Here is a 20,254-nt window from a genome sequence, read left to right on the forward strand (position 1 = left end):
GTTTTTCCAGGCCGAGCTTTTTCTCCACCCGCGAGATGGCATCCTCGAACATGTCGAGGGACACCTCCGCTTGGGGCGGCGGGTTCAGGCTCAAGGAAAACAGGTACTGGCTGCATTTCGTGCCCGCGCTGATGGCTTCAACTTCAGCCATGGCCTCGCGCAGATCGTGGGACATGAACCCGCGAACTTCGTGCAGCCGGATATGATCGTTGTGTCCTTGGGCGAGAAGGTAATTGGCCATGGCCTCGCCACCGCCGCGCTGCGACGCCTTGAGGATCATGGTGACCGCTCCGACAGCGCACTCAGGAGCAGCAGCCGCATGGCTATGACAGCTTCACACGCCTCAGAAATGCGCCGGATCGTATCGGGATCATTATCGAGGCTGCTGCTTTCGGCAGCCCTGGCAAGCAGCTCCAGCTTGCGCATGACCTCCGCCTCGCCCAGCCTTGCGAGCACCTGCGCCAGTAATTCCGGGTTGGCAATCCATCCCTGCGATTTGAACAGGGAGCGCTTGATGTAGGTCGAAAGCGGCGTGGTGCCCGCTTTTCGGCGGAGCGTGCCCAGCTCGGCTTCATTGAACCTTATCGAGAGAGGGCTGGCGCGCTTCGAAGCCTCGGACTGGCGGCTCATGGCCGCAACTCCGGTGCAATCGCCTTTATTTCCTTATTCCACCGCGCCAGCTCTTCGAAGAGTGCTTCGGAGTTCGAAGTGAAACCCCGATTCTCCGCCATTCCCCAACCTCCCAGTTAATGTCGGCCGAGTATCTCGCCGAATGCCTTTCGGCGCGCCGAGGCGTCCGACAGCCTGGCGGCTTCGGAGGGGCGCGCGGTCGGTAGCGGGCCGGCGAGGCGCTTGCCCCGACGCGGTTGGTCCGCAGGTAAAATGAGGCTCGCGCCTCGCCGGCCGGCCGGGGTTTTGGGCGTATGGCACATGAGCCCGGGTGCATCCCGTGCCGCATCGCCGGAGAACCGGGTTTCCGCGATCCCCGGATTGCCCGGCCGATCGTTTCCACCCACCGCCCGATGCCGGGCGGCGCGTCCTCCCCGCATGTCCAGCATCCTGCCATGCGTGGCGTGATAGCGGCGTGTCCGGCGAACCGGACCATGCCGACGTGCTTTCGGCCTGATGCAAAGCGACCTTCGCACCACCCGGTCTCCGCGCGCCAACCACTCGTCATGATCTCGCTTCGGTGCGCGGACAGAACGAGTATCGCACGGGGTTTCAGTGCGGGGATAAGTGGAAGGTCTGGTCGGCTGGATCGCCGGGATGCGCCCGCCGATGAGGGGGAGAGAGCCGTCCTATCAGTGACGAGGTGAGCATGATCTCGGGGATCTGGGCCGCAAGGTTTCGCGAGCGCCGGCGTGCGCTTCGCCGTGAACGATGTTCGTGCCCCCGCGTTAGGACGTCTGTCGTTTACAGTCGGCGCGCCGCCGTGATGCGGGAGCAGCGCGCGGACCTGTCCGAAGGCACGGGAAGGGTCCCTTGACGCAATCTCAGCATATGGATGCCGGCCGCCGACCGATCCGGCCAGACGGCATGGCACCGGCCATGCAGTCCCAACCAGGACGAGCGGGCTCTGACACCTTGAGGGCACGCCGCACCCCGAGGGTGCGCCCATGATCCCGCCTCTCGTCACTGCCGCCGCCATCGGCCTTTTGCTGCTGGGCCTCGCGTGCGCCGTCTACATGGCCTGGCAGATGCTGCGCCATCCGCCCAAAATGGCGGTAATGCGCTTTGTCTGGCCGCTCTGTGCGCTGTTCGCCGGGCCGGTGCTGGTCTGGTTCTACCATCGCTATGCGGGCCCCGGTGCTGAAGACGTGCCCTTTGCCGCCAAGGTCGCCAAGGGCACGCTGCACTGCGGCGCGGGGTGTACGCTCGCCGATCTCGTCTGCGAAAACCTGGCGCATTACGTGCCTTCGGTGCTGACGTTCTTCGGCCTCGGCACGATCTTTTCGACCGAGATCTTTGCCGCCTGGACCATGGACTATGTCTTTGCGCTGCTGACCGGCATCGTCTTTCAGTATTTCGCCATCGCGCCGATGCGCAACCTGTCGGTCGGCGCGGGAATCAAGGCCGCGGCCAAGGCCGATATCCTGTCGCTCACCAGTTGGCAGGTCGGCATGTATGGCTTCATGGGCCTCGCCCACTTTGTGCTGTTCCCCGCCTTTTTCGGCACCACGGTGGACGCCGGAAGTCCCGTGTTCTGGGCGGCGATGCAACTGGCCATGCTGGCTGGCTTCGTGACGGCCTATAGCCCGAACTGGCTGTTGATCCGCTCGGGGCTGAAGGAAGAGATGTGACAGCGGCGCCGGCGTGATCGGAAGGCGCCGCGCATCGTCGGCTTCAGCGGTTATGCGCCAGCAGCCGACTTCCAGCGTACCGGGACCGCCGGCGCGCTTTGACGCCGTTAGGGGCGGAACCGTGCCGCCAAGGCGTCGGCATGGCCGACGAGCAGTGCGGCATCGGAACCGACAGCGACGAAATCGAAACCGCGGGCCAGCCAGCTATCCGCTGCCTCTGGCGTGAAATCCAGCAGCCCGGCCGCCTTGCCGCCGGCCTTTATTTCCTTCAGCGCGGCGCCAACCTGCTGCTGGACAGCATCCGAATTGGGTTGGCCCAGCATCCCCATGTTGGCCGCGAGGTCATTGGGGCCGATGAAGATCGCGTCCAGCTCGTCGATCTTTGCAAACTCGGGGATCGTGTCCAGCGCCAACGGCGATTCCACCTGGATGATGGCGCATTGTTCATCCGCATAGGTCTCGAGATAGGAGCGGTTGCGGGTGTACTGGTTGGCGCGGCTGTTGCCGCTCACGCCACGAATGCCGCGTGGCGGATAGAGCATGCTGGCGACGGCCAGTTCGGCCTCGGCGACACTTTGGACGAAGGGGAACATGATCGAGCGCACGCCAGCGTCGAGCAGCGTCTTGACCAGAATCGGGTCGACGCTCGGGACCCGGACCACCAGTTCCGCCGTGCCCCCGCGGGCCGCGTTCACATGCGCCGCCACCTGGCTCAGGCCGACCGGGCTATGCTCCATGTCGAGCAGCAGCCAGTCGAAGCCGGAATCGGCCACCATCTCCGTGGCCACGGGGCTTTCGAGAGAAAGCCACAGCCCGATCTGGCGGGTGCCGGAAGCGATATTGCGTTTGAAGCGGTTGGGCGGCAGGGCAGGCATGACGATCCTGATGGTGCGATGGTGCTGATCGCGATCTAGAACTGAAACCGCGCATAAGAAAAGCCGCGCTGCCGCCGAATGGGTTCGGCTGAGCGACGCGGCTCATTGCTGATCGTGCGACGGTATCTAGTCTTGTGGCTCAATGTCCCGCTTGTGCGGCGTCGGGGCAGGGGAACGCATCGGGTCGTGCGAAACCGGCATGCCCGGCAGCCCGCCTTCCGGCAGCCCGCCATCGGTCGGGCTTTCGGTCTCGGCAATATCGGGAATGACCTCGCCGGGTACCTTGTCGGCGGGCGGCAGCTTGTCATGTGGATCTGGCATCATGTCCTCCGGGTCTGTTGCAGACAAAACGGCTGCGCCGGGCAACCGTTCCCGATTGTCTCACGCGCCGAAGTGGAGGCCTAGGGGCTCAGATCAGGCGGCACGGGCGGTGCCACTTCATGGACCTTGATGGTCACGCGCTCGTTTGAACTCAGATATGGGTCGTTGGCAAAGATCGGGTCACTGGAACCGGCGCCCTCGACCGAGGTGAGGCGCGACGGCGACAGGCCGAACTCGCTCAGAATGCGCCGGGTCACATTGGCGCGGTCGGTCGACAGGTCCCACTCGTCATAGCTTTCGGAAGCAAATCGCGAGCCCGACGCCACATGGCCGGTGATCGACAGGGGGGCCGACAGCCGGTTGAGGATCGGGCCTAGCGCGGCAATGGCCTTTCGGGTCGTTTCCAGCGGGAATTTCGAGCCCTCGGGGAACATCCGCATGCCGTTGCGGTCCGAAATGATGATCTCCAGTCCATCTTCCGTCTCCTCGACCTGCAGATTGTCGGCAAACCGAGTGATGTCGGGCATGTCCTGCCAGGCCTGACGGATGCTGGCTGCCGCAAGCGCGTAGCGGTCTTCCGACTCGAGATCGTTTTCTTCGCTCTGGGTCTGGATTTCAGGCCCCTGAGCCTCCGCACGGTCATCATGGACGTCGCTGATGTGCGAGAGTTTTTCGGGGTCGATCAGTTCCGGGCTGACATTTTTCAGATAGTCGCGTTCGGGGTTGCCCTGGCGCTCGATCATGCCGTCTGCGGTGCGCTCCTTGACCACGCCGAAGGCATCACGCATCGAGCCGGCGACAACCTGCAGGCGCTCGGTGTCCTGAATCGAAAAGGAGATCAGCAGCACGAAAAAGCAGACCAGAATCGACATCAGGTCGGCAAAGGTGACCATCCACTCTGGTACGCCGCCAGGGGCGGGCTTTTTGGCCATCAGGCGGCCTCGGGCAGCTGCTTCTGGTGATCGGGGAGATAGGCATGCAGCCGCTCGCGCACCACAGCTGCGGATGAGCCGGCCTTCACCTGCATGATGCCGTCAATGATCAGCGTCTGGTTGACCTCTTCGACGTCGAGCTTGGCGCTGAGCTTGTCGGCGATGGGCAGGCAGATGACATTGGCAACCACGGCACCATAGAGCGTCGTCAACAGCGCGATCGCCATGGCGGGGCCGATCTTGGACGGGTCTTCCATGTTGCTCAGCATCTGTACCAGACCGACAATCGTGCCGATCATGCCGAATGCCGGCGCGGCGTCGCCAAGGGACTTGAACACGCGCTGCCCTTCGGCCAGACGGCCAAGATAGCGATCGCGTGCCAGCTCCATCGCGTCCTTGATGAACACGACGTCATAGCCATCGGCGATATACTGGGCGCCTCGGGCGAGATTCTGGTCGTCGAACGAGACGCCTTCGAGCGCGATCGGCCCGGACTTGCGCACCAGGTCGGCCATTTCGGAGAGCTTCAGGATCACGTCGCGCGGCTCGATGGTGCGCGCCATGAAGGCGACCTTGCCGCCCGTCGCGAGCGCCCGGCCGACGCCGGCCAGCGGAAACCGCATCAGCGTTGCGGCAAAGCCGCCGCCGATAACGATGAGAACGGACGGGATGTCGACAAAGCCGCCCAGATTGCCGCCGAGCAGGATCGCGATCAGCACCACGGTGGTGCCTGCGACGAGTCCGAGAATGGTCGCCAGATCCATTGGAGCTACCGGGTTCGAGAATTGGACCCCTCCTGAATATCGGTAAAACTGGTAAGCAACAGTTAATCGCCGCTTCGGGACACGCGCTCCGCTTCAGCTAAAAGGCTTTTATTAACCATGATCTGCAAGGATTGGTTAGGTTAAAAGTGGAGACATCCCGTGCGACAGCACAAGCCAGTTCGCAAGGCTGCCCGTGCCATCGCACTGACGGCACTGGGGGGCTTTTCGCCTGCAGTTTTCGCTGCGGGGGAGGGATCGTTCACCGATAATCCGGCTCTGCTGTCCGGGCCGCCTGTGCCCTGTGCCTCCTGCGCCCATCTGCCGTCTGAGCCAGTCGACCCCTGGCTCGATCTGGACTGGAGCATCGCCCTGCGCGGCGCGGTGACAGAGGAGTCCGGCAAAACGCGCAAAGAGCTGCAGATCGTGCCCGAGGCAAGCCTGACGCATCAGTCCCTGCGAGGTGGCTACGAGATTGGCGGTGATGCCGAACTGGCGATAACCGACGCGGGCAATGCCCGGATCTCGACCCTCAATTTCACGGCTGAGGGAACGCACGCTCTGGATGCAGTCACCGATATCACCGGATCTGCCGAGCTTTCCCTGAGCCAGGAAGATCCGAACGCTCCGGACCAGCCGGCCAATCTCAAGAGTACTCCGCTGGTTGTCGAGGCCAGTGCCGAAGCCGGGGTCACACGAACGATCGGGCTCGCCGAGATCGGTCTGCGCGGCAGCCTTGGGCGGGCCATGACCGGCGAAACCGTCTTCGACGACAACTCGACCGAAGACAACAGCTATCTCGATCGTACGCAGGTTGGCATTGGGGGGCGCTTCGGCTGGCGGCTCGCGCCGTTCGCCACCGTCTGGATCGACGGCGAGGCGAGCTACGAATTCTACGACAAGCTGTCACCCAGTCTGATGGTCAAGCTCGACAACTGGACCTATAGCGGCAAGCTGGGCGCGACCGCACAGCTGCGCAACACAACGGAACTCGAAGCGGCAGTCGGCGTCTCATGGCGCGACTATGACGATCCGACGCTCGATGACTTCTATGCAATGCTCTATGAGGCGAGTATCAGCCATAAGCCGGATGAAACCGTCACCCTGACGGCGGGGCTGACGACGACCCTGTCCTCGCCTCAGTCCGGCTCTTCCGCCACCGCCCGGCTCACCTATGCGGCGACGACGACGGCACAGATTGCCGTCAATCCGTGGCTCACCGCCCGCTCCAGCGCCGGCGCCAGCCTGACCAAGCCGATGGGTGCGGGCACCGAGGAGCAGAGCTGGAATGTCGGGGCCGGGCTCGACTGGCTGGTCAATCCCAACACCGACATCACCGCCGATTATCGCTTCACCCAGACGCTATCCGAACCGGATCCGCCCGAGGAGAGCCATCAGCTGACGCTGGGCGTCACTTTTCACCGGTAAGCCCGAGCTCACGGAGCTCTTCACGGAAGCCGTCGGCGAGATCCTCGCGGTCGAGCGCGAAGGCGACATTGGCGGTGAGAAAGCCCAGCTTCGACCCACAATCGAAGACCTTGCCGTCATATTTGACGCCGGTGAAGCTCTGCCGCCGCATCAGCGTCTGCATCGCGTCGGTCAGCTGGATTTCGCCGCCGGCACCCTTTTCCTGCTCGCTGAGGAGCGAGAAAATCTCGGGCTGCAGGATGTAGCGACCGGAAATGAACAGGTTGGAGGGCGCATCTTCGGGCTTGGGTTTTTCGACCATGCCGGTGATCGGGAAACCGCTGTCCGGGCCCTCGTCGCGGCTGACGATGCCGTAGCTGGCGGTGTCGGCCGGGTCGCATTCCTCGACGCCGACGATATTGCCGCCGCGCTCCTCATAGGCCTCGACCATCTGCTTCATGACGCCCGGGTTGGCGCGGAAGATCATGTCGGGCAGCAGCAGCGCGAAGGGCTTGTCGCCAACCAACTCGCGCGCGCACCACACGGCGTGGCCAAGTCCCAGCGGTTCCTGCTGGCGGGTGAAGCTGGTGTGCCCGGCCGAGGGCAGGTCGCGCTGCAGTTCCTTCAGGGCGCCAGTCTTGCCGCGCATTTCGAGCGTTTCCTCAAGCTCGAACTGTCGGTCGAAATGGTCCTCGATGACGGCCTTGTTGCGGCCGGTCACGAACACGAAGTGCTCGATGCCCGCCTCGCGGGCCTCGTCCACCGCGTACTGGATCAGTGGTCTGTCCACCACCGTGAGCATTTCCTTTGGCATGGCTTTCGTTGCCGGCAGGAACCGGGTACCTAGGCCCGCGACGGGGAAAACGGCAGTGCGTACACGCTTAGACAAGAGTTACTCCATTCTGTTTCGAGCTTAAGCTGCTCTTAGGCTCACACCGGATAGTTTACAGCTTCGCTGCGCATCGGATCCGGAGGGTATCAATGAGCATACTGGTAACCGGCGGTGCCGGCTACATCGGCAGTCACATGGTGCTTCGGCTCGCGGATGCGGGCGAAGCTGTCGTTGTGCTCGACAATCTGACCACGGGATTTGACTGGGCTATCGATCATCGTGCGACGGTGGTTGAAGGCAATGCAGGTGATATCGACCTGGTGGGGCGCCTGATTGAGGAACACGCCATCGAGGCAATCGTTCACTTTGCCGGCTCCATCGTCGTGCCCGAATCGGTCGTCGATCCGCTGAAGTATTATGCCAACAACACGGCAACATCGCGCAACCTCATCGAGGCCGCCGTCAAAGGCGGTGTGAAGCATTTCGTGTTTTCCTCGACGGCCGCGGTTTATGGCAATGCCAGCCTCGAACCGGTCGGCGAGGACATGCCGCTGCAGCCGGAATCGCCCTATGGGCGCTCCAAGCTGATGACCGAACTGATGCTGGCCGACGTCGCCGCGGCGCACCCCATCACCTATGGCGTGCTGCGCTATTTCAACGTCTCCGGCGCCGATCCGCAGCTGCGCTCGGGCCAGTCCTCGCCGCTCGCCACGCATCTGATCAAGGTCGCCTCGCAGGCCGCGCTCGGCCAGCGCGACGGGGTCGGCATTTTCGGAACGGACTTCCCGACGCCGGATGGCACCGGGGTGCGCGACTATATCCACGTCACCGACCTCATCGAGGCGCATGCCCTGCTGCTCGAGCACTTGCGCAGTGGCGGGGAGTCGGTGACGATGAACTGCGGCTACGGGCAGGGCTATTCGGTGCGTCAGGTGATCGACGTCGTCAAACGCATCTCGGGCGTCGAGTTCCCTGCGATCGAGGAACCGCGCCGCGCCGGTGATCCCGCCTCCATCGTCGCACGGGCCGAAAAGATCCGTTCGGTTCTGGGCTGGCAGCCGGCGCATGACGATCTGGACGAAATCATCTCCACCGCGCTCGCGTGGGAACGGCGGCTGCAAACCCGCAATCGTATGTGAGCCGCACAAGGACACTGCCGATGCTGCGACGTGCCATTCGCTCGATCCTCATGCTGCTGGCGCTCTCGGGCCCCGTGCTTGCGGCACCAGTTGAGTCCTTTGATGCCTTCATCGCCAATTTCGAGGCGACTGCGGTTAATGCCGGTGTCAGCCGGCAGACTTATCGCGCCGCGACCGCGGGCCTGACGCCCGACCCGAACATTCCCGATCTGGTCGTGACCCAGCCCGAGTTCACCACCCCGATGTGGGACTATATCGACGGTCGGGTGACCGCGTCGCGCATCGAGCGGGGCAGGGCGGCGATGAGGCGTAACAGCGCGCTGTTCGAACAGGTCGGCCGCCAGAGCGGCGTCGACCCCTATATCCTCGGCGCCATCTGGGGGATGGAGACCGACTATGGCGCCGTGCTCGGCAACAACCGGTTGATCCGCCCCATCATCCGTTCGCTGGCCACTCTCGTTCACCAGCGCCGTGGGCGCCTCGCCGGTGATCAGGCCGATTTCATCGCTGCGCTCCTGCTGCTGCAGCGCAATGGCAGGACGCGAGATCAATTGGTCGGCTCCTGGGCCGGAGCAATCGGTCACCTGCAGGTCAACCCGTCGAACGTACTGGCGCATGGCGTGGACGGCGACGGCGATGGCCGTATCGACCTGCATGGTTCACTTGCAGATGCCTTGCGGACCAGCGCGAAGTTCCTGCTCGACCTGGGCTATCAGCCCGGCATCGACTGGGGCTTCGAAGTCGATGTGCCCGATGATTTCGACTACCTGCTCGCCGATCGCGAGACCTTGCGCTCGGTGCGGTTCTTCGCCGATCGCGGCATCCGCCGGGTAAAGGGCCGCGAGTTCGCCGATCTCGAAACCCCGGTTTTTCTCTATGTGCCGACCGGCAAGAGCGGGCCGAAATTTCTGATGACCGCGAACTATCTGGTCCTCAAGGGCTACAATTTCTCGGACAGTTATGCGCTGTCCGTCGCCCACATGACCGACCGTCTGAAAGGGTCGGGGCCGTTCATCACCCCTTGGCCGCGCAGCACTCAGTTTCCCAATCTCGCCCAGCGCAAGGCTATCCAGCAGGCGCTGACACGGCTCGGTCTTTACGATGGCGAGGTGGATGGCCGCATCGGCCCGATCAGCCAGGCCGCCTATGCACGGTTTCAGGCGGCGCGGGGCGAGGTGGCAGACGGCTTTATCACCCGCAGGAGCTACGAGGAGCTGGCTGCCGCCACGCGCTAGGGCGCGCCGTCAGGCTGGGCGCCCGTCGTTGATCAGCATGCGCACCTCGGCCTCGACGGTATCGAGGCAGCGGTTGATGGCGTCCACCGCCGCAGGTGCGTCCTTTGCAAGGATCGCATCCGACAGGTCGCGATGGATCGGAAACGACTCCAGTCCGAACGCATCGAGGTTGAACGGGGACGAATCGTCGCGCTCCAGCGCATCGCCGAGATTGCTCAGGATCTGTCCGTACATCGGGTTTCCCGAGGCATCGTAGATTGCGGTGTGGAAGGCATGGTCGGCCTTGCGCCACGGTCGGCCGGAATAGACCTCCTCGAGCAGCAGGTCACACAACCGGGCGATTTCGATTCGCTGTTCCTGCGTAGCCTTCAACGTCGCCTTGCGCACCACATCGATCTCCAGCGCGCGGCGGATTTCGATCAGCCGCAGCAGGGCTTCGCCTTCGAGGCGCACCATGGTGGGCACCAAACCGCGCGACGTCTGCACCCGGGCGGACAGATAGGTGCCATCGCCGCGCCGCCGCTTGATGATGCCGAGGCCTTCCCAGCGATTGAGGGCTTCGCGGATCGTTGAACGCCCGACGCCGAGCGAGGCCGCCAGCGAGACCTCCGGAGGCAGGCGGTCGCCTATCGTCATGCCGGAGCGCTCGACCATTTCGGCAAGCGCATCCAGGACAGCCACATTGCGTGTGCGTCGCTCGAGCGGCTCAAGATAGGCCAGGGCAGATGCGTTCGTCACGATGCCCGATCCTCCAGGGTGATGGCAGGATTGCCTCTCACCACATCTTTGCTCTCTTGTCAGCTACCCAAAGCTGGCGGCACGCGGATTCAGGTTGAGCAACGCGCTGAGAGCTTCGATCAACTGGTCCATTTGCGGACGAGAATTGTATCCCTGCACCGACAGACGGGCGATACATCTGTCCTGCCATTTGAATACGGGAATCTCTATACCATAGTCGTCGAACAAGGTCTTGTGCACTTGTAGCGCATCACAGTCCGGGATCGGGATGGCGACCATCTGCGGCGCACAGAATTCCGATTCGCTGAGCGGTTCGAGGCCCGTCAGCTTGCCCATGCGCCGGGCCGTATCCTGGGCCAGCGCCTGGCAATGCTCCGCGATAGCCCACCAGTCATTGTCGGCGCGGTATTTCAGCGCCGCCGGGACCGTCAGCCAGGCGGACGGATCGCGGGTGCCCTGGATCTCGATCTCGTCGATGAACGGGGAATTGTCGAAAGCGCCCTTGGCGCCCGGCTTCTTGGAATCGATCGTCCAGCCATGGCTGATGACGAGCGGATTGAGCAGGGCCTGCACTTCCGGCCGGGCATAGAGAAAGGCCGAACCCTTGGGCGCCATCATCCACTTGTGGCAATTGCCGGCGTAAAAATCCGCGCCGAGCGCCGTGAGGTCGAGCTTGATATGGCCCGGCGTGTGCGCGCCGTCGATGACCGTCCAGATGCCGCGCTTGCGCGCCTCGGCAACCGCCCGCTCGATCGGGAACACCAGCGCCGTGGGCGAGGTGATGTGGCTGAGAAACAGCACCCGCGTGCGATCGGTCATGCCGGCGAGGATTGTGTCGGTGAACTGCTCCTCCGTCAGCAACGGCAGCGGCACGTTCACCACCACCACCTCGGCGCCGGTCTTGCGGCACACATAGGCCCAGGTCTTTTCGAGCGCGTTATACTCGTGGTCGGTCGTGAGAATCTGGTCGCCCGGCTTCAGATCAAGCGACTGCGCAACGATATTGAGCCCGTGGGTAGCGTTGACTACGCCGACAATATCCTCGGCGGGGCTGCCGAGTTCCGCCCCCAGCGCCTCACGGGGTGCCTTGAGGTTCTCGTTCAGCTTGCGGCCCAGGAACTCGACCGGCTCGCGCTCGAGTTCGAGCTGCCAGCCCTGATAGGCGGAGAACACCTCGCGCGGGCAGGCGCCGAAAGAGCCGTGATTGAGGAAGACGACATCCTCCCGCAAGAGAAACTGCCGGGCGAGGTTTTCGGACACGATCAGTTGCCTTTCAGGGTCGGATCGAACGCATCGCGCAATCCGTCGCCGAACAGCGAGGTGGCGAGCACGGTGATGGCGAGGGCCAGTGTCGGGAAGAGGGCGAGATGCCAGTAGTAGAACATGTAGTTGATGCCCTCGTTGATCATCTGGCCCCAGGTCGGCGTCGGCGGCGGCACGCCGATGCCCAGAAAGCTCAGTGAGGCTTCGAGCATCATGGCGAGCGGGATCGCCAGCACGAAGCCGACAATGATCGGGCTGATCGAGTTGGGAATCAGGTGTCGGCGAATGATGTACCAGTTCGAAGCGCCGAGCGCCTCCGAGGCGCGGACGAATTCCTTGGAGCGGAAGGCTTTGACCTGGGCGCGCACCAGCAGGCACACCTGCACCCAGCCGAACAGCGCGGCAATGGCGACGATCGTCAGATAGCCGCCACGCGTCAGAGCGCCGAGCAGCATGGCGGCGAGCAGCGGCGGCACCACCGAGAAAAGCTCGATGATCCGCATGATCAGCCAGTCGACCTTGCCGCCGAAAAAGCCGGCCAATGCGCCAAGCGGGATGCCGATCAGCACGGAGAACCCCGCTGCGATAAACCCGATCGAAAGCGACACGCGGGCGCCGTAGACGATGCGGGTGTAAAAGTCGCGGCCCAGATTATCGACGCCGAACCAGTGCTCGGGCGAGGGGAAGGCGAGCGCCTGGGTCAGAAACAGTTGCGCGTCGGGCGGCACCGGCGTGATCAGCGGTGCGAAGATCGCCATCAGGATCAGGATGCTGAGGACGATGCCGCCGCCCACTGCCGCCTTGTTGGAGAGGAAACGCTGCCAGGCAAACCACAGGGGACTGCGCTGGCGGGCGGCCGGAACATTTGCAGCGATGTCGGTCATTCGACTCCTCCACCAACGCGGATACGCGGGTTGATCAGCGCGTAGACTATGTCGGACAGCAGATAGGCGATGCAGTACATGAAGGTGATCATCAGCATCAGGGCCATTTCGAGCGGATAATCGCGGTTCTCGATCGAGGAGACGAAATAGGCGCCGAGCCCCGGAATGCGGAACATCGCCTCGACGAAGATGGAGCCCGTCGCGGTGCCGATGAACATCGGCAGGAAAACGGTGACCAGCGGAATGGCCGAGTTGCGCAGCACGTGCTGGAAGACGATCCGCCGCTCGTTGAGGCCCTTGGCGCGCAGCACCGTGACGAACTGCCGGCTCATCGTGTCGAGCATGGCGGAGCGGGTGTAGCGGGCGTATGTGGCGACGGGGATGGCCGCGTAGGCGATGATCGGCAGGATCCAGCGTTCGGGCTTGGGCCAGCCACTCGCCGGCAGCCAGTCCAGCCAGACCGCGAAGACCAGTATCAGCAGCATCGAGGTGACGAAAACCGGAATGGTGAGGCCGATGGTGGCGATCGCCGAGGCGAAGTAATCGATCCAGGTGTTGCGGTTGAGCGCTGCGGCCATGCCGAGCAGGATGCCGAGCGGCGCGCCCAGCACCACACCCAGCCCGCCGAGAATGAGACTCGGGACCCAGGCGCGGGACAGCAGCCCGAGCACGGTTTCACCGGGGCTTTGATAGGGTACGCCGAAATCGAGATGCAGCACCCCCCACATATATCGCAGGTATTGCACGTAAAGCGGCTGATCGAGCCCGAGCTGCGCCATCAGCTGTTCGCGCACCGCCGCGGAAACCGGCATGTCATTGGCATCGAACGGGCCGCCGGGCACCGCATGCATCATGAAAAAGATGATCAGCGAGACCACGATGAAGGTGAAGGCGACCGAGACCAGCCGGCGAAGGATGTAACCAAGCATCATCTGTCTCCTACGGCGTCACGTAAGCCTCGACCCGGTGGCCCGGGGCGATGCTGACAAGTTGGGGTTCATCGCGTGGCGCCGTGCCGGTCTGGATCACGGTGTAGCGCGGCGTCTGTGCAGCGATTTCATCGGCAGAAAGGAAGGTGCGCTGACGCTTGTCGCGCGGGTTGGTCGCGGGGACGGCGTCGAGCAGGGCGCGGGTATAGGGATGCTGCGGGTCCGAGAAGATGCGCTCGGTCGGCGCTTCTTCCACAACCCGCCCGCGATACATTACCACCACTGTGTCGGTCAGCGACTTCACCGTCGACAGGTCATGGCTGATGAACAGGATGGAGAGGCCCATCTCGGCCTGCAGCCGTTTGAGCAGGCCGATGATCTGGGCCTTCACTGTCACGTCGAGCGCCGAGGTCGGCTCGTCGGCGACCAGCACGGTCGGGCCGAGGATCAGTGCGCGGGCGATGGCGACGCGCTGGCGCTGGCCGCCGGAGAGCTCATGCGGATAGCGGTTGGCGAAGGAGCGGTCGAGACCGACGCGATCGAGCCATTCGAGGGCCTGTTCGGTGCGTTCGCGCGCCGTGCCCATGCCATGGATATGCAGCGGCTCGGAAATGATCTCGGTCAGCGTCATCATCGGGTCGAGCGCCGAATAGCTGTCCTGAAAGACGATCTGCATCTTGCGCCGCCACGGCTTCAGCTCTTCGTGCGACAGGGTGGAGATGTCGGTGCCATCGACCAGCACCTGACCCTTGCTGGCGCTGGTCAGCCGCATGGCCATCATGCCGGTGGTCGTCTTGCCGGAACCACTTTCGCCGACGATGGCGACGATCCGGTTGCGGGGCAGGGCGATGTTGACCTCCCGCACCGCATGAAAATCGCCGTAGTTCGAGGTGAGCAGACCGCGGCCACGCTTGATGCGATAGGCCTTGGCGAGGCCCTTGAGCTCCAGCGCCGGTGTGGCGACGTCGTCGCCGCGCGAGGGCTCGAAACTGGCATGCAGGCTGGCGAGCAGCTGCTTGGTATAGTCGTGCTGCGGCGCATCGAAGATCTGCTGGACCGGACCTTCTTCCTTCACCTCGCCGCCATACATCACCAGCACGCGGTCGACGGTTTCGGCGATCACCCCGAGGTCGTGGGTGATCATGATCAGCGCCATGCCGAACTCGACCTGTACCTTCTTGATCAGATAGAGGATTTGCGCCTGGATCGTGACGTCGAGCGCCGTGGTCGGCTCGTCGGCGATCAGCACCTTCGGCCGGCATGACAGCGCCATCGCGATCATCGCGCGCTGCAGCATGCCGCCGGACAATTGGTGGGGGTAGTAGTTGAGGACGTCGCGGGCGTTCTTGATCTCGACCCGCAACAGCAGATCTTCCGCTTCCTCCAGCGCCTTGGCCTTGGAGGTATTGCGATGCGCGCGAATGGTCTCGGCAATCTGGTGCCCGATGGTGAACACCGGGTCGAATGCCGTCATCGGGTCCTGAAAGATCATCGCCGCGGCGCGGCCACGCAGGCGCACCAGATCTTCCTTGTTGGCTTTCGTGACGTCGACGCCATCGAGCATCATCTTCGCCGCGCTGACATGCGCGGTGGCCGGCAGCAGGCGCAAAAGGGCGCTGCAACTGACGGACTTGCCTGATCCACTTTCGCCCACAATGCCGAGGCTTTCGCCTTCATTGAGGGTGAAGCTCACCCCCCTTACGGCGTCGACCGATCCACCATATTGGCGGAAGCTGACGCGCAGATCTTCGATTTCGACCAGGGACATGAAGCGGGCGGCCTTCTTGCGCGGAGCAGATGCTCCCCGGCGCGGGGCCGGGGAGCGCGTTCGGATCGCGGTCTAGTTCTTCGTCAGATGGGTGAAGAAGTAGTGGCCGAGGCGATCGAGCGGCGTGTAGCCCAGGGCGTTCGGCTCGGAAGCCTCACCACCCAGCGAATCCGAGATCACGGCAGTGGTGATCGGGTGGACCAGCGGCACGATCAGCCCCTTGTCGATCATCACCTGCTCGGCTTCGGCATAGAGGTCATAGCGGGTATCCCAGTCGCTCTCGGCATCCGCCTTGGCAACCAGCTCGTCATACTCCGGCACGAAGTAGTTGTGACGGCCGCCGTTGTAGAAAATGCCGTAAAAGTTCGACGGATCGAGGTAGTCGTACTCGTAGGGCGAGATGAAGATGTTGTTCTTGCCGCCACGCAGACCGTCCATCCACTCTGCGCCGGGCAGGGAACGGATGCTCATGTTGACGCCAAGCACTTCCTTGAACTCGGCCTGCAGATACTGCGCCATGGCCGGCACGATCGCGCCATTGTACCCGCCTTCATCGCGGATCCAGATCTCGATGTCCGGGAAGCCCTGGCCATCCGGGAAGCCGGCTTCAGCCATGTATTCCTGAGCGCGCTCCGGATCGAACACGGCCTGCGCGACGACATCGGGATTGTAGCCAGGATAGCCGGGCGGCAGGATGGAACCGGCCGGGATGGCGATATCCTTGAGCACTGTCGAGGTCAGCTCGTCACGGTCGACCGCGTAGTAGAAGGCGCGGCGAACGTTGACGTCGTTGAACGGCTCGGCTTCGAGATTGTACGAAATGTACGAGGTCGCAAACACCGCGTTGCGGCGGATGCCATCGGCGAACTGTGCCTCGGCAACCGGCACCTGTCCGGTGTTGAGGAACGAGTAGTCGTCGTCACCCGCCATGAAGGCCGGGAAGCCGACTTCCGGCGATGCGAGCGTGGGGTCGACTTCGAGCCGGTCGATCTGCGCCTGCCACGGACCGGTGTAGGTCTCGGATTTGACCAGTACGACTGAATTGTTGGACTTTTCCCAGCTCTCGAGCGTGAACGGTCCCGAGGACACGACTGTGTCGACGTTCAGCGCCCAGTCGTCGCCGAGCTCGTCCACCTTGTGCTTGGGCACCGGGTACCACAGGCTGGTGACCGACGGCAGATAGGGTTTCGGCGCATTGGTCGTGACTTCGATCGTGTGATCGTCCACGGCCTTGAGGCCCAGAGTCGACACGTCGGCCGTGCCTTCGGTGACTTCCTTCCAGCCCTTGATGCCGCCGGCAAAGTCCCAGTACCAGGCGAAGTCATAGCCGGTCGTCGCGGCACGCTCGAGCGCGAAGACATAGTCTTCGGCCGTCAGCGGCTCGCCATCGGACCAGACCAGGCCGTCGCGCAGCTTGAAGGTCCAGGTGAGGCCGTCTTCCGACTGCGACCAGCTTTCGGCTGCCATGGGGGTCAGCTCGAAGTCCTTGTCGAAGGTCGCGAGCGGGATCTGCTGCAGTTCTGCCAGCGTCGCCCGGTCATAAACGGTCTTCATGTAGTCCATGTAGGTGCCTGTGGTGGCCCCCGATGGTGCGACAATGGTCGATTGTGCCATTGCCGGCGCGGTCAGCGCCGTGGCGATGGCCAGCGTACCGGCCAGAATTCGCGTGATGTGCATGAGCTCCCTCCTTGTGTAGAGCTGGTTGACGGTCCCTAGTGCGTCGCAACCCGGTCAGGGATGGCTTTGACGCCGTCGTCTTGTCGCGCCATGCTTGGCGCGCGTGACAGAATGTTCCCCAAAATCTGCCAGATGACATATGTCTGACAAATAGAAATCGGCTTGGCAAGCCGTAGATGTGACAACGTGCACATATCTCCGGCGTTTGTCTGTTGTGCACATAATTTGAGCGAGTTTGGCATGTTAGCGGCCACCGAACAGGCTGCGGCTTGCCGTCGCGATGCTGGCGGCGTCGATGCCGAAATGCCGGTAGAGGTCGCTGACCGTGCCGGTCTGGCCGAAATGTTCGACGCCCAAGGCAATGGTGCGATGGCCGCGCACGCTGCCCAGCCACCCCAATGTGGCCGGGTGTCCGTCGATGGCCGTGACGATGCCGGCCCGATTGGGCACCTCGCTCAGCAATTTGTCGATATGACTCTCAGCGCCGCGCTCACCGCTCAGCCGCCCGCGCTGCGCCGCCTGCCAGCCGGCATTCAGCCGGTCCGCCGAAGTCACGGCGAGAACCGCCACGTTGCGCCTGTCGCCGCCAAGCTGCGCCGCCGCCTCGATTGCCTCGCTCGCCAGCACACCCTGATAGGCAATCACCACTTCGCATTGCGGGGAGGGCGGATTGAGCCAATAGGCGCCCCGGATGACGTCGTCGGCCAAGGCGCCGGCCATCTGCCGCGGCGGCTGTTCGAGGCTGCGGGTCGACAGCCGCAGATAGACCGAACCGCCCGTGACATCGCGCGGCCAGTCGGCGAGATCCGGTCGCGCGTCGCCACTGCGCTGCATGTAGTCGAAGGCCCAATCCATGATGACGGACAATTCGTCGGCAAAGGCCGGCTCGAAACTCGCCAGCCCGTCCTGCGCCATGCCGATCAGAGGCGAGGAGATCGACTGGTGCGCGCCCCCTTCGCCGGCCAGCGACACGCCGGAAGGCGTCGCGACCAGAAGGAACCGCGCATCCTGGTAGCAGGCGTAATTCAGCGCATCGAGCCCGCGCGCAATGAACGGGTCATAGAGCGTGCCGATGGGCAGTAGCCGTTCGCCGAACAGCGAATGGCTCAGCCCCGCCGCCCCCAGCATCAGGAACAGGTTCATTTCCGCAATGCCCAGTTCGATATGCTGTCCCTCGGGGGTGAAGCGCCACTTCTGTGTCGAGGGAATGGATTCCTTTTGAAAGAGGTCCGCCATTTCTTCGGAGGCGAACAGATTGCGCCGGTTCACCCAGGCACCGAGATTGGTGGAGACCGTCACATCGGGCGAGGTGCTGACGATGCGCTGCGCCAATGCACTGTCGGTCTTCGCGAGCGCGTCTAGAATCCGCCCGAACGCCGCCTGGGTCGATGTGGCGCCGGTACCGATGAACTGCGGGCCGGGTGTCTTCACCACCGGTGAACTGAGGCGGCGCGAGGTGCCTGCGTTGAACGGCACGGCGTCGATGAAGGCCTGCAACGCGTCGGGATTGTCGAGCCCCGCCAGCGGGTCCCATTCTTCGCCCGCATCAATCCCGTGTTCCGCTTGCAGTTGCGCCATCTGGGCGGCCGTCATCTGGCCCGCGTGATTGTCCTTGTGGCCGGCCAGCGGTGTGCCCCAACCCTTCACCGTATAAGCGATGAAAACCGTCGGCTGGTCACCCGAGGCGGCTTCGAACTGCTCCAGCAGGCTCTCGACGCAATGGCCACCGAGATTGGCCATCAGGGCCGCCAGCTCTGCATCGCTGCGCCGGTCGAGCAGCGCCGAGACGGGTCCCTGATCACCGATCTCGTCGCTCAGCCGCGCCCGCCAGGCCGCGCCGCCGCGGAACATCAGCGCCGAATAGAGATCGTTCGGACAGGCATCGATCCAGTCCTTGAGCCTGTCGCCGCCCGGTTCGGCAAAGGCGGCGCGCTGCAGGGCGCCATATTTCAGCGTCACCACCCGCCAGCCGAAGGCCGTGAACACGGCCTCGATGCGCTGGTAAAGCCCTTCGCGCACCACGCCATCGAGGCTTTGCCGGTTGTAGTCGATCACCCACCAGCAGTTGCGCAGCCCGTGCTTCCAGCCCTCCAGCAGGCATTCATAGATATTGCCCTCGTCGAGCTCGGCGTCGCCGGCGAGCGCAATCATCCGCCCCTCGGGCCTATCGTTCCGCGCCCAGTTTTTGGCGCGCACATAATCCTGCACCAGCGATGCAAAGGCGGTGAAAGCGACGCCCAGCCCGACCGACCCCGTCGAGATATCGACGTCTTCGGTGTCCTTGGTGCGGGACGGATAGGATTGCGCCCCGCCGAAGGCCCGGAAATCGACAAGCTTCTGCCGCGTCTGCCGGCCCATCAGATACTGGATGGCATGAAACAGCGGCGAGGCGTGCGGCTTGACGGCGACGCGGTCCTCCGGCTTCAGCACGCCGAAATAGAGCGTCGCCATCAGTGCCGCCATCGAGGCGGAGCTGGCCTGGTGACCGCCCACCTTCACGCCATCGACATTGGGGCGGATGTGGTTGGCGTGATGGATCATCCAGCTCGCCAGCCAGATCGATTTCCGCGTCAGCGCCGTGATCGCCGCGACCCGATCAATGCTCTTGTCCGCCATCTCCACCTCCAGCAGCAAATGTCTGACATTGCGCCTTGCCCGGAGGCGTTTTCCGCCTAATGTGTCCGCCTGGTGTATCTGTTGCGCAGGAAATGCACGGTCTGGAGGCAAAAATTGGTGGAACCTGCCATTTCGGAGATTGGTCCGCTTGACCGCCGGATTCTGCGCGCGCTGCAGGAGGATGGCCGCATGACGATCCAGGCGCTGGCCGAGACCGTCGGCCTGTCGCCATCGCCATGCCTGCGCCGCGTGCGCCAGCTCGAGCGGGCAGGGGTGATTGCCGGCTATAGCGCCAATGTCGATCAAAAGACTGTCGGCTTGCCGGTCTCGGTGTTCATCTCGATCAAGCTCGAGCGCCAGAGCGCCGGCAATCTCGACAGTTTTGGCGCCGCCATCAGCCGCTGGCCCGAGGTCATGGAGTGCTATCTGATGACCGGCCAGTTCGATTTTCTGCTGCGCGTCGTCTGCGCCGACCTCGAAACCTACGAGCAGTTCCTGCGCGCCAAACTCACCCAACTCGACGGCGTCGCCTCCATCGAAAGCAGCTTCTCCCTCGGCGCCGTGAAATTCAGCCGCG

General features: G+C 63.6%; 18 protein-coding genes and 1 pseudogene. 5 read left to right on the top strand and 14 right to left on the bottom strand.

Annotated features, from left to right (window positions below):
* Positions 1 to 280, bottom strand: a pseudogene (locus ACN0TK_RS18090) (relaxase); the annotation flags it as partial.
* Complete coding sequence (locus tag ACN0TK_RS18095) at positions 277 to 630, bottom strand: hypothetical protein (protein ID WP_417310943.1); 354 nt, start codon at positions 628 to 630, stop codon at positions 277 to 279. The pseudogene ACN0TK_RS18090 and the gene ACN0TK_RS18095, both read right to left, overlap by 4 nt.
* A 986-nt stretch (positions 631 to 1,616) precedes the next feature.
* Between ACN0TK_RS18095 and ACN0TK_RS18100 the strand changes: the two genes are divergently transcribed.
* The gene (locus ACN0TK_RS18100; RefSeq protein WP_417310944.1) at positions 1,617 to 2,300 is read left to right on the top strand and encodes a DUF4396 domain-containing protein; all 684 of its coding nucleotides are present in this window, start codon (positions 1,617 to 1,619) and stop codon (positions 2,298 to 2,300) included.
* Between the two features lie 107 nt (positions 2,301 to 2,407).
* Here the strand turns inward: ACN0TK_RS18100 and ACN0TK_RS18105 are convergent, their stop codons facing one another.
* From ACN0TK_RS18105 to ACN0TK_RS18120, 4 genes are all read right to left on the bottom strand, one after another.
* Entirely contained in the window at positions 2,408 to 3,175 is a 768-nt protein-coding gene (locus ACN0TK_RS18105; protein ID WP_417310945.1) for an HpcH/HpaI aldolase family protein, read from the bottom strand.
* Between the two features lie 126 nt (positions 3,176 to 3,301).
* Complete coding sequence (locus ACN0TK_RS18110) at positions 3,302 to 3,496, bottom strand: hypothetical protein (RefSeq protein ID WP_417310946.1); 195 nt, start codon at positions 3,494 to 3,496, stop codon at positions 3,302 to 3,304.
* An 80-nt stretch (positions 3,497 to 3,576) separates the two neighbouring features.
* Positions 3,577 to 4,428 (bottom strand): flagellar motor protein MotB, encoded by an 852-nt coding sequence (locus tag ACN0TK_RS18115; protein ID WP_417310947.1) that lies wholly within the window; start codon positions 4,426 to 4,428, stop codon positions 3,577 to 3,579.
* Complete coding sequence (locus ACN0TK_RS18120; protein WP_417310948.1) at positions 4,428 to 5,192, bottom strand: motility protein A; 765 nt, start codon at positions 5,190 to 5,192, stop codon at positions 4,428 to 4,430. Before ACN0TK_RS18120 ends, ACN0TK_RS18115 begins: the two co-directional genes overlap by 1 nt.
* A 159-nt stretch (positions 5,193 to 5,351) precedes the next feature.
* On the opposite strand from ACN0TK_RS18120, the gene ACN0TK_RS18125 reads away from it, so the two are divergent.
* Positions 5,352 to 6,617 (top strand): outer membrane beta-barrel protein, encoded by a 1,266-nt coding sequence (locus ACN0TK_RS18125; RefSeq protein ID WP_417310949.1) that lies wholly within the window; start codon positions 5,352 to 5,354, stop codon positions 6,615 to 6,617.
* On the opposite strand, the gene galU is transcribed toward ACN0TK_RS18125, so the two are convergent.
* Positions 6,601 to 7,485 carry a UTP--glucose-1-phosphate uridylyltransferase GalU gene (galU, locus tag ACN0TK_RS18130; protein ID WP_417310950.1) on the bottom strand — a complete coding sequence of 295 codons (885 nt, stop codon included), beginning with the start codon at positions 7,483 to 7,485 and terminating at the stop codon, positions 6,601 to 6,603. The genes ACN0TK_RS18125 and galU overlap by 17 nt on opposite strands.
* Before the next feature lie 92 nt (positions 7,486 to 7,577).
* Between galU and galE the strand changes: the two genes are divergently transcribed.
* Together galE and ACN0TK_RS18140 are read left to right on the top strand one after the other, a co-directional pair.
* On the top strand, positions 7,578 to 8,567 hold the full coding sequence (gene galE / locus ACN0TK_RS18135; protein WP_417310951.1) for a UDP-glucose 4-epimerase GalE: 990 nt from the start codon (positions 7,578 to 7,580) through the stop codon (positions 8,565 to 8,567).
* A 20-nt stretch (positions 8,568 to 8,587) separates the two neighbouring features.
* Positions 8,588 to 9,802 carry a lytic murein transglycosylase gene (locus ACN0TK_RS18140; protein WP_417310952.1) on the top strand — a complete coding sequence of 405 codons (1,215 nt, stop codon included), beginning with the start codon at positions 8,588 to 8,590 and terminating at the stop codon, positions 9,800 to 9,802.
* 9 nt (positions 9,803 to 9,811) lie between these two features.
* Here ACN0TK_RS18140 and ACN0TK_RS18145 read toward each other — a convergent pair whose 3' ends face one another.
* The 7 genes from ACN0TK_RS18145 to ACN0TK_RS18175 all read right to left on the bottom strand — a co-directional run bounded on the left by ACN0TK_RS18145 (position 9,812) and on the right by ACN0TK_RS18175 (position 19,677).
* The gene (locus ACN0TK_RS18145) at positions 9,812 to 10,540 is read right to left on the bottom strand and encodes a FadR/GntR family transcriptional regulator (RefSeq protein WP_417310953.1); all 729 of its coding nucleotides are present in this window, start codon (positions 10,538 to 10,540) and stop codon (positions 9,812 to 9,814) included.
* A gap of 63 nt (positions 10,541 to 10,603) precedes the next feature.
* Complete coding sequence (locus tag ACN0TK_RS18150) at positions 10,604 to 11,800, bottom strand: aminotransferase class V-fold PLP-dependent enzyme (protein WP_417310954.1); 1,197 nt, start codon at positions 11,798 to 11,800, stop codon at positions 10,604 to 10,606.
* 2 nt (positions 11,801 to 11,802) lie between these two features.
* Positions 11,803 to 12,687 carry an ABC transporter permease gene (locus ACN0TK_RS18155; RefSeq protein ID WP_417310955.1) on the bottom strand — a complete coding sequence of 295 codons (885 nt, stop codon included), beginning with the start codon at positions 12,685 to 12,687 and terminating at the stop codon, positions 11,803 to 11,805.
* A complete protein-coding gene (locus tag ACN0TK_RS18160; protein WP_417310956.1) occupies positions 12,684 to 13,616 on the bottom strand; it encodes an ABC transporter permease in 933 nt (310 codons plus the stop codon). The genes ACN0TK_RS18155 and ACN0TK_RS18160 overlap by 4 nt, the downstream gene beginning before the upstream one ends.
* A 10-nt stretch (positions 13,617 to 13,626) precedes the next feature.
* A complete protein-coding gene (locus ACN0TK_RS18165) occupies positions 13,627 to 15,384 on the bottom strand; it encodes a dipeptide ABC transporter ATP-binding protein (RefSeq protein WP_417310958.1) in 1,758 nt (585 codons plus the stop codon).
* A gap of 72 nt (positions 15,385 to 15,456) precedes the next feature.
* Positions 15,457 to 17,061: a peptide ABC transporter substrate-binding protein gene (locus ACN0TK_RS18170; protein WP_417310959.1), complete on the bottom strand. Its 1,605-nt coding sequence runs from the start codon at positions 17,059 to 17,061 to the stop codon at positions 15,457 to 15,459.
* 243 nt (positions 17,062 to 17,304) lie between these two features.
* Positions 17,305 to 19,677 (bottom strand): transketolase-like TK C-terminal-containing protein, encoded by a 2,373-nt coding sequence (locus ACN0TK_RS18175; protein ID WP_417310960.1) that lies wholly within the window; start codon positions 19,675 to 19,677, stop codon positions 17,305 to 17,307.
* 189 nt (positions 19,678 to 19,866) lie between these two features.
* Here ACN0TK_RS18175 and ACN0TK_RS18180 point away from each other — a divergent pair.
* Positions 19,867 to 20,254 (top strand): Lrp/AsnC family transcriptional regulator (locus ACN0TK_RS18180; RefSeq protein WP_417310961.1); only part of this gene is annotated, 388 nt, incomplete at its 3' end.

The organism is Devosia sp. (genome assembly GCF_048261455.1).
Taxonomy (GTDB): Bacteria; Pseudomonadota; Alphaproteobacteria; order Rhizobiales; family Devosiaceae; genus Devosia_A.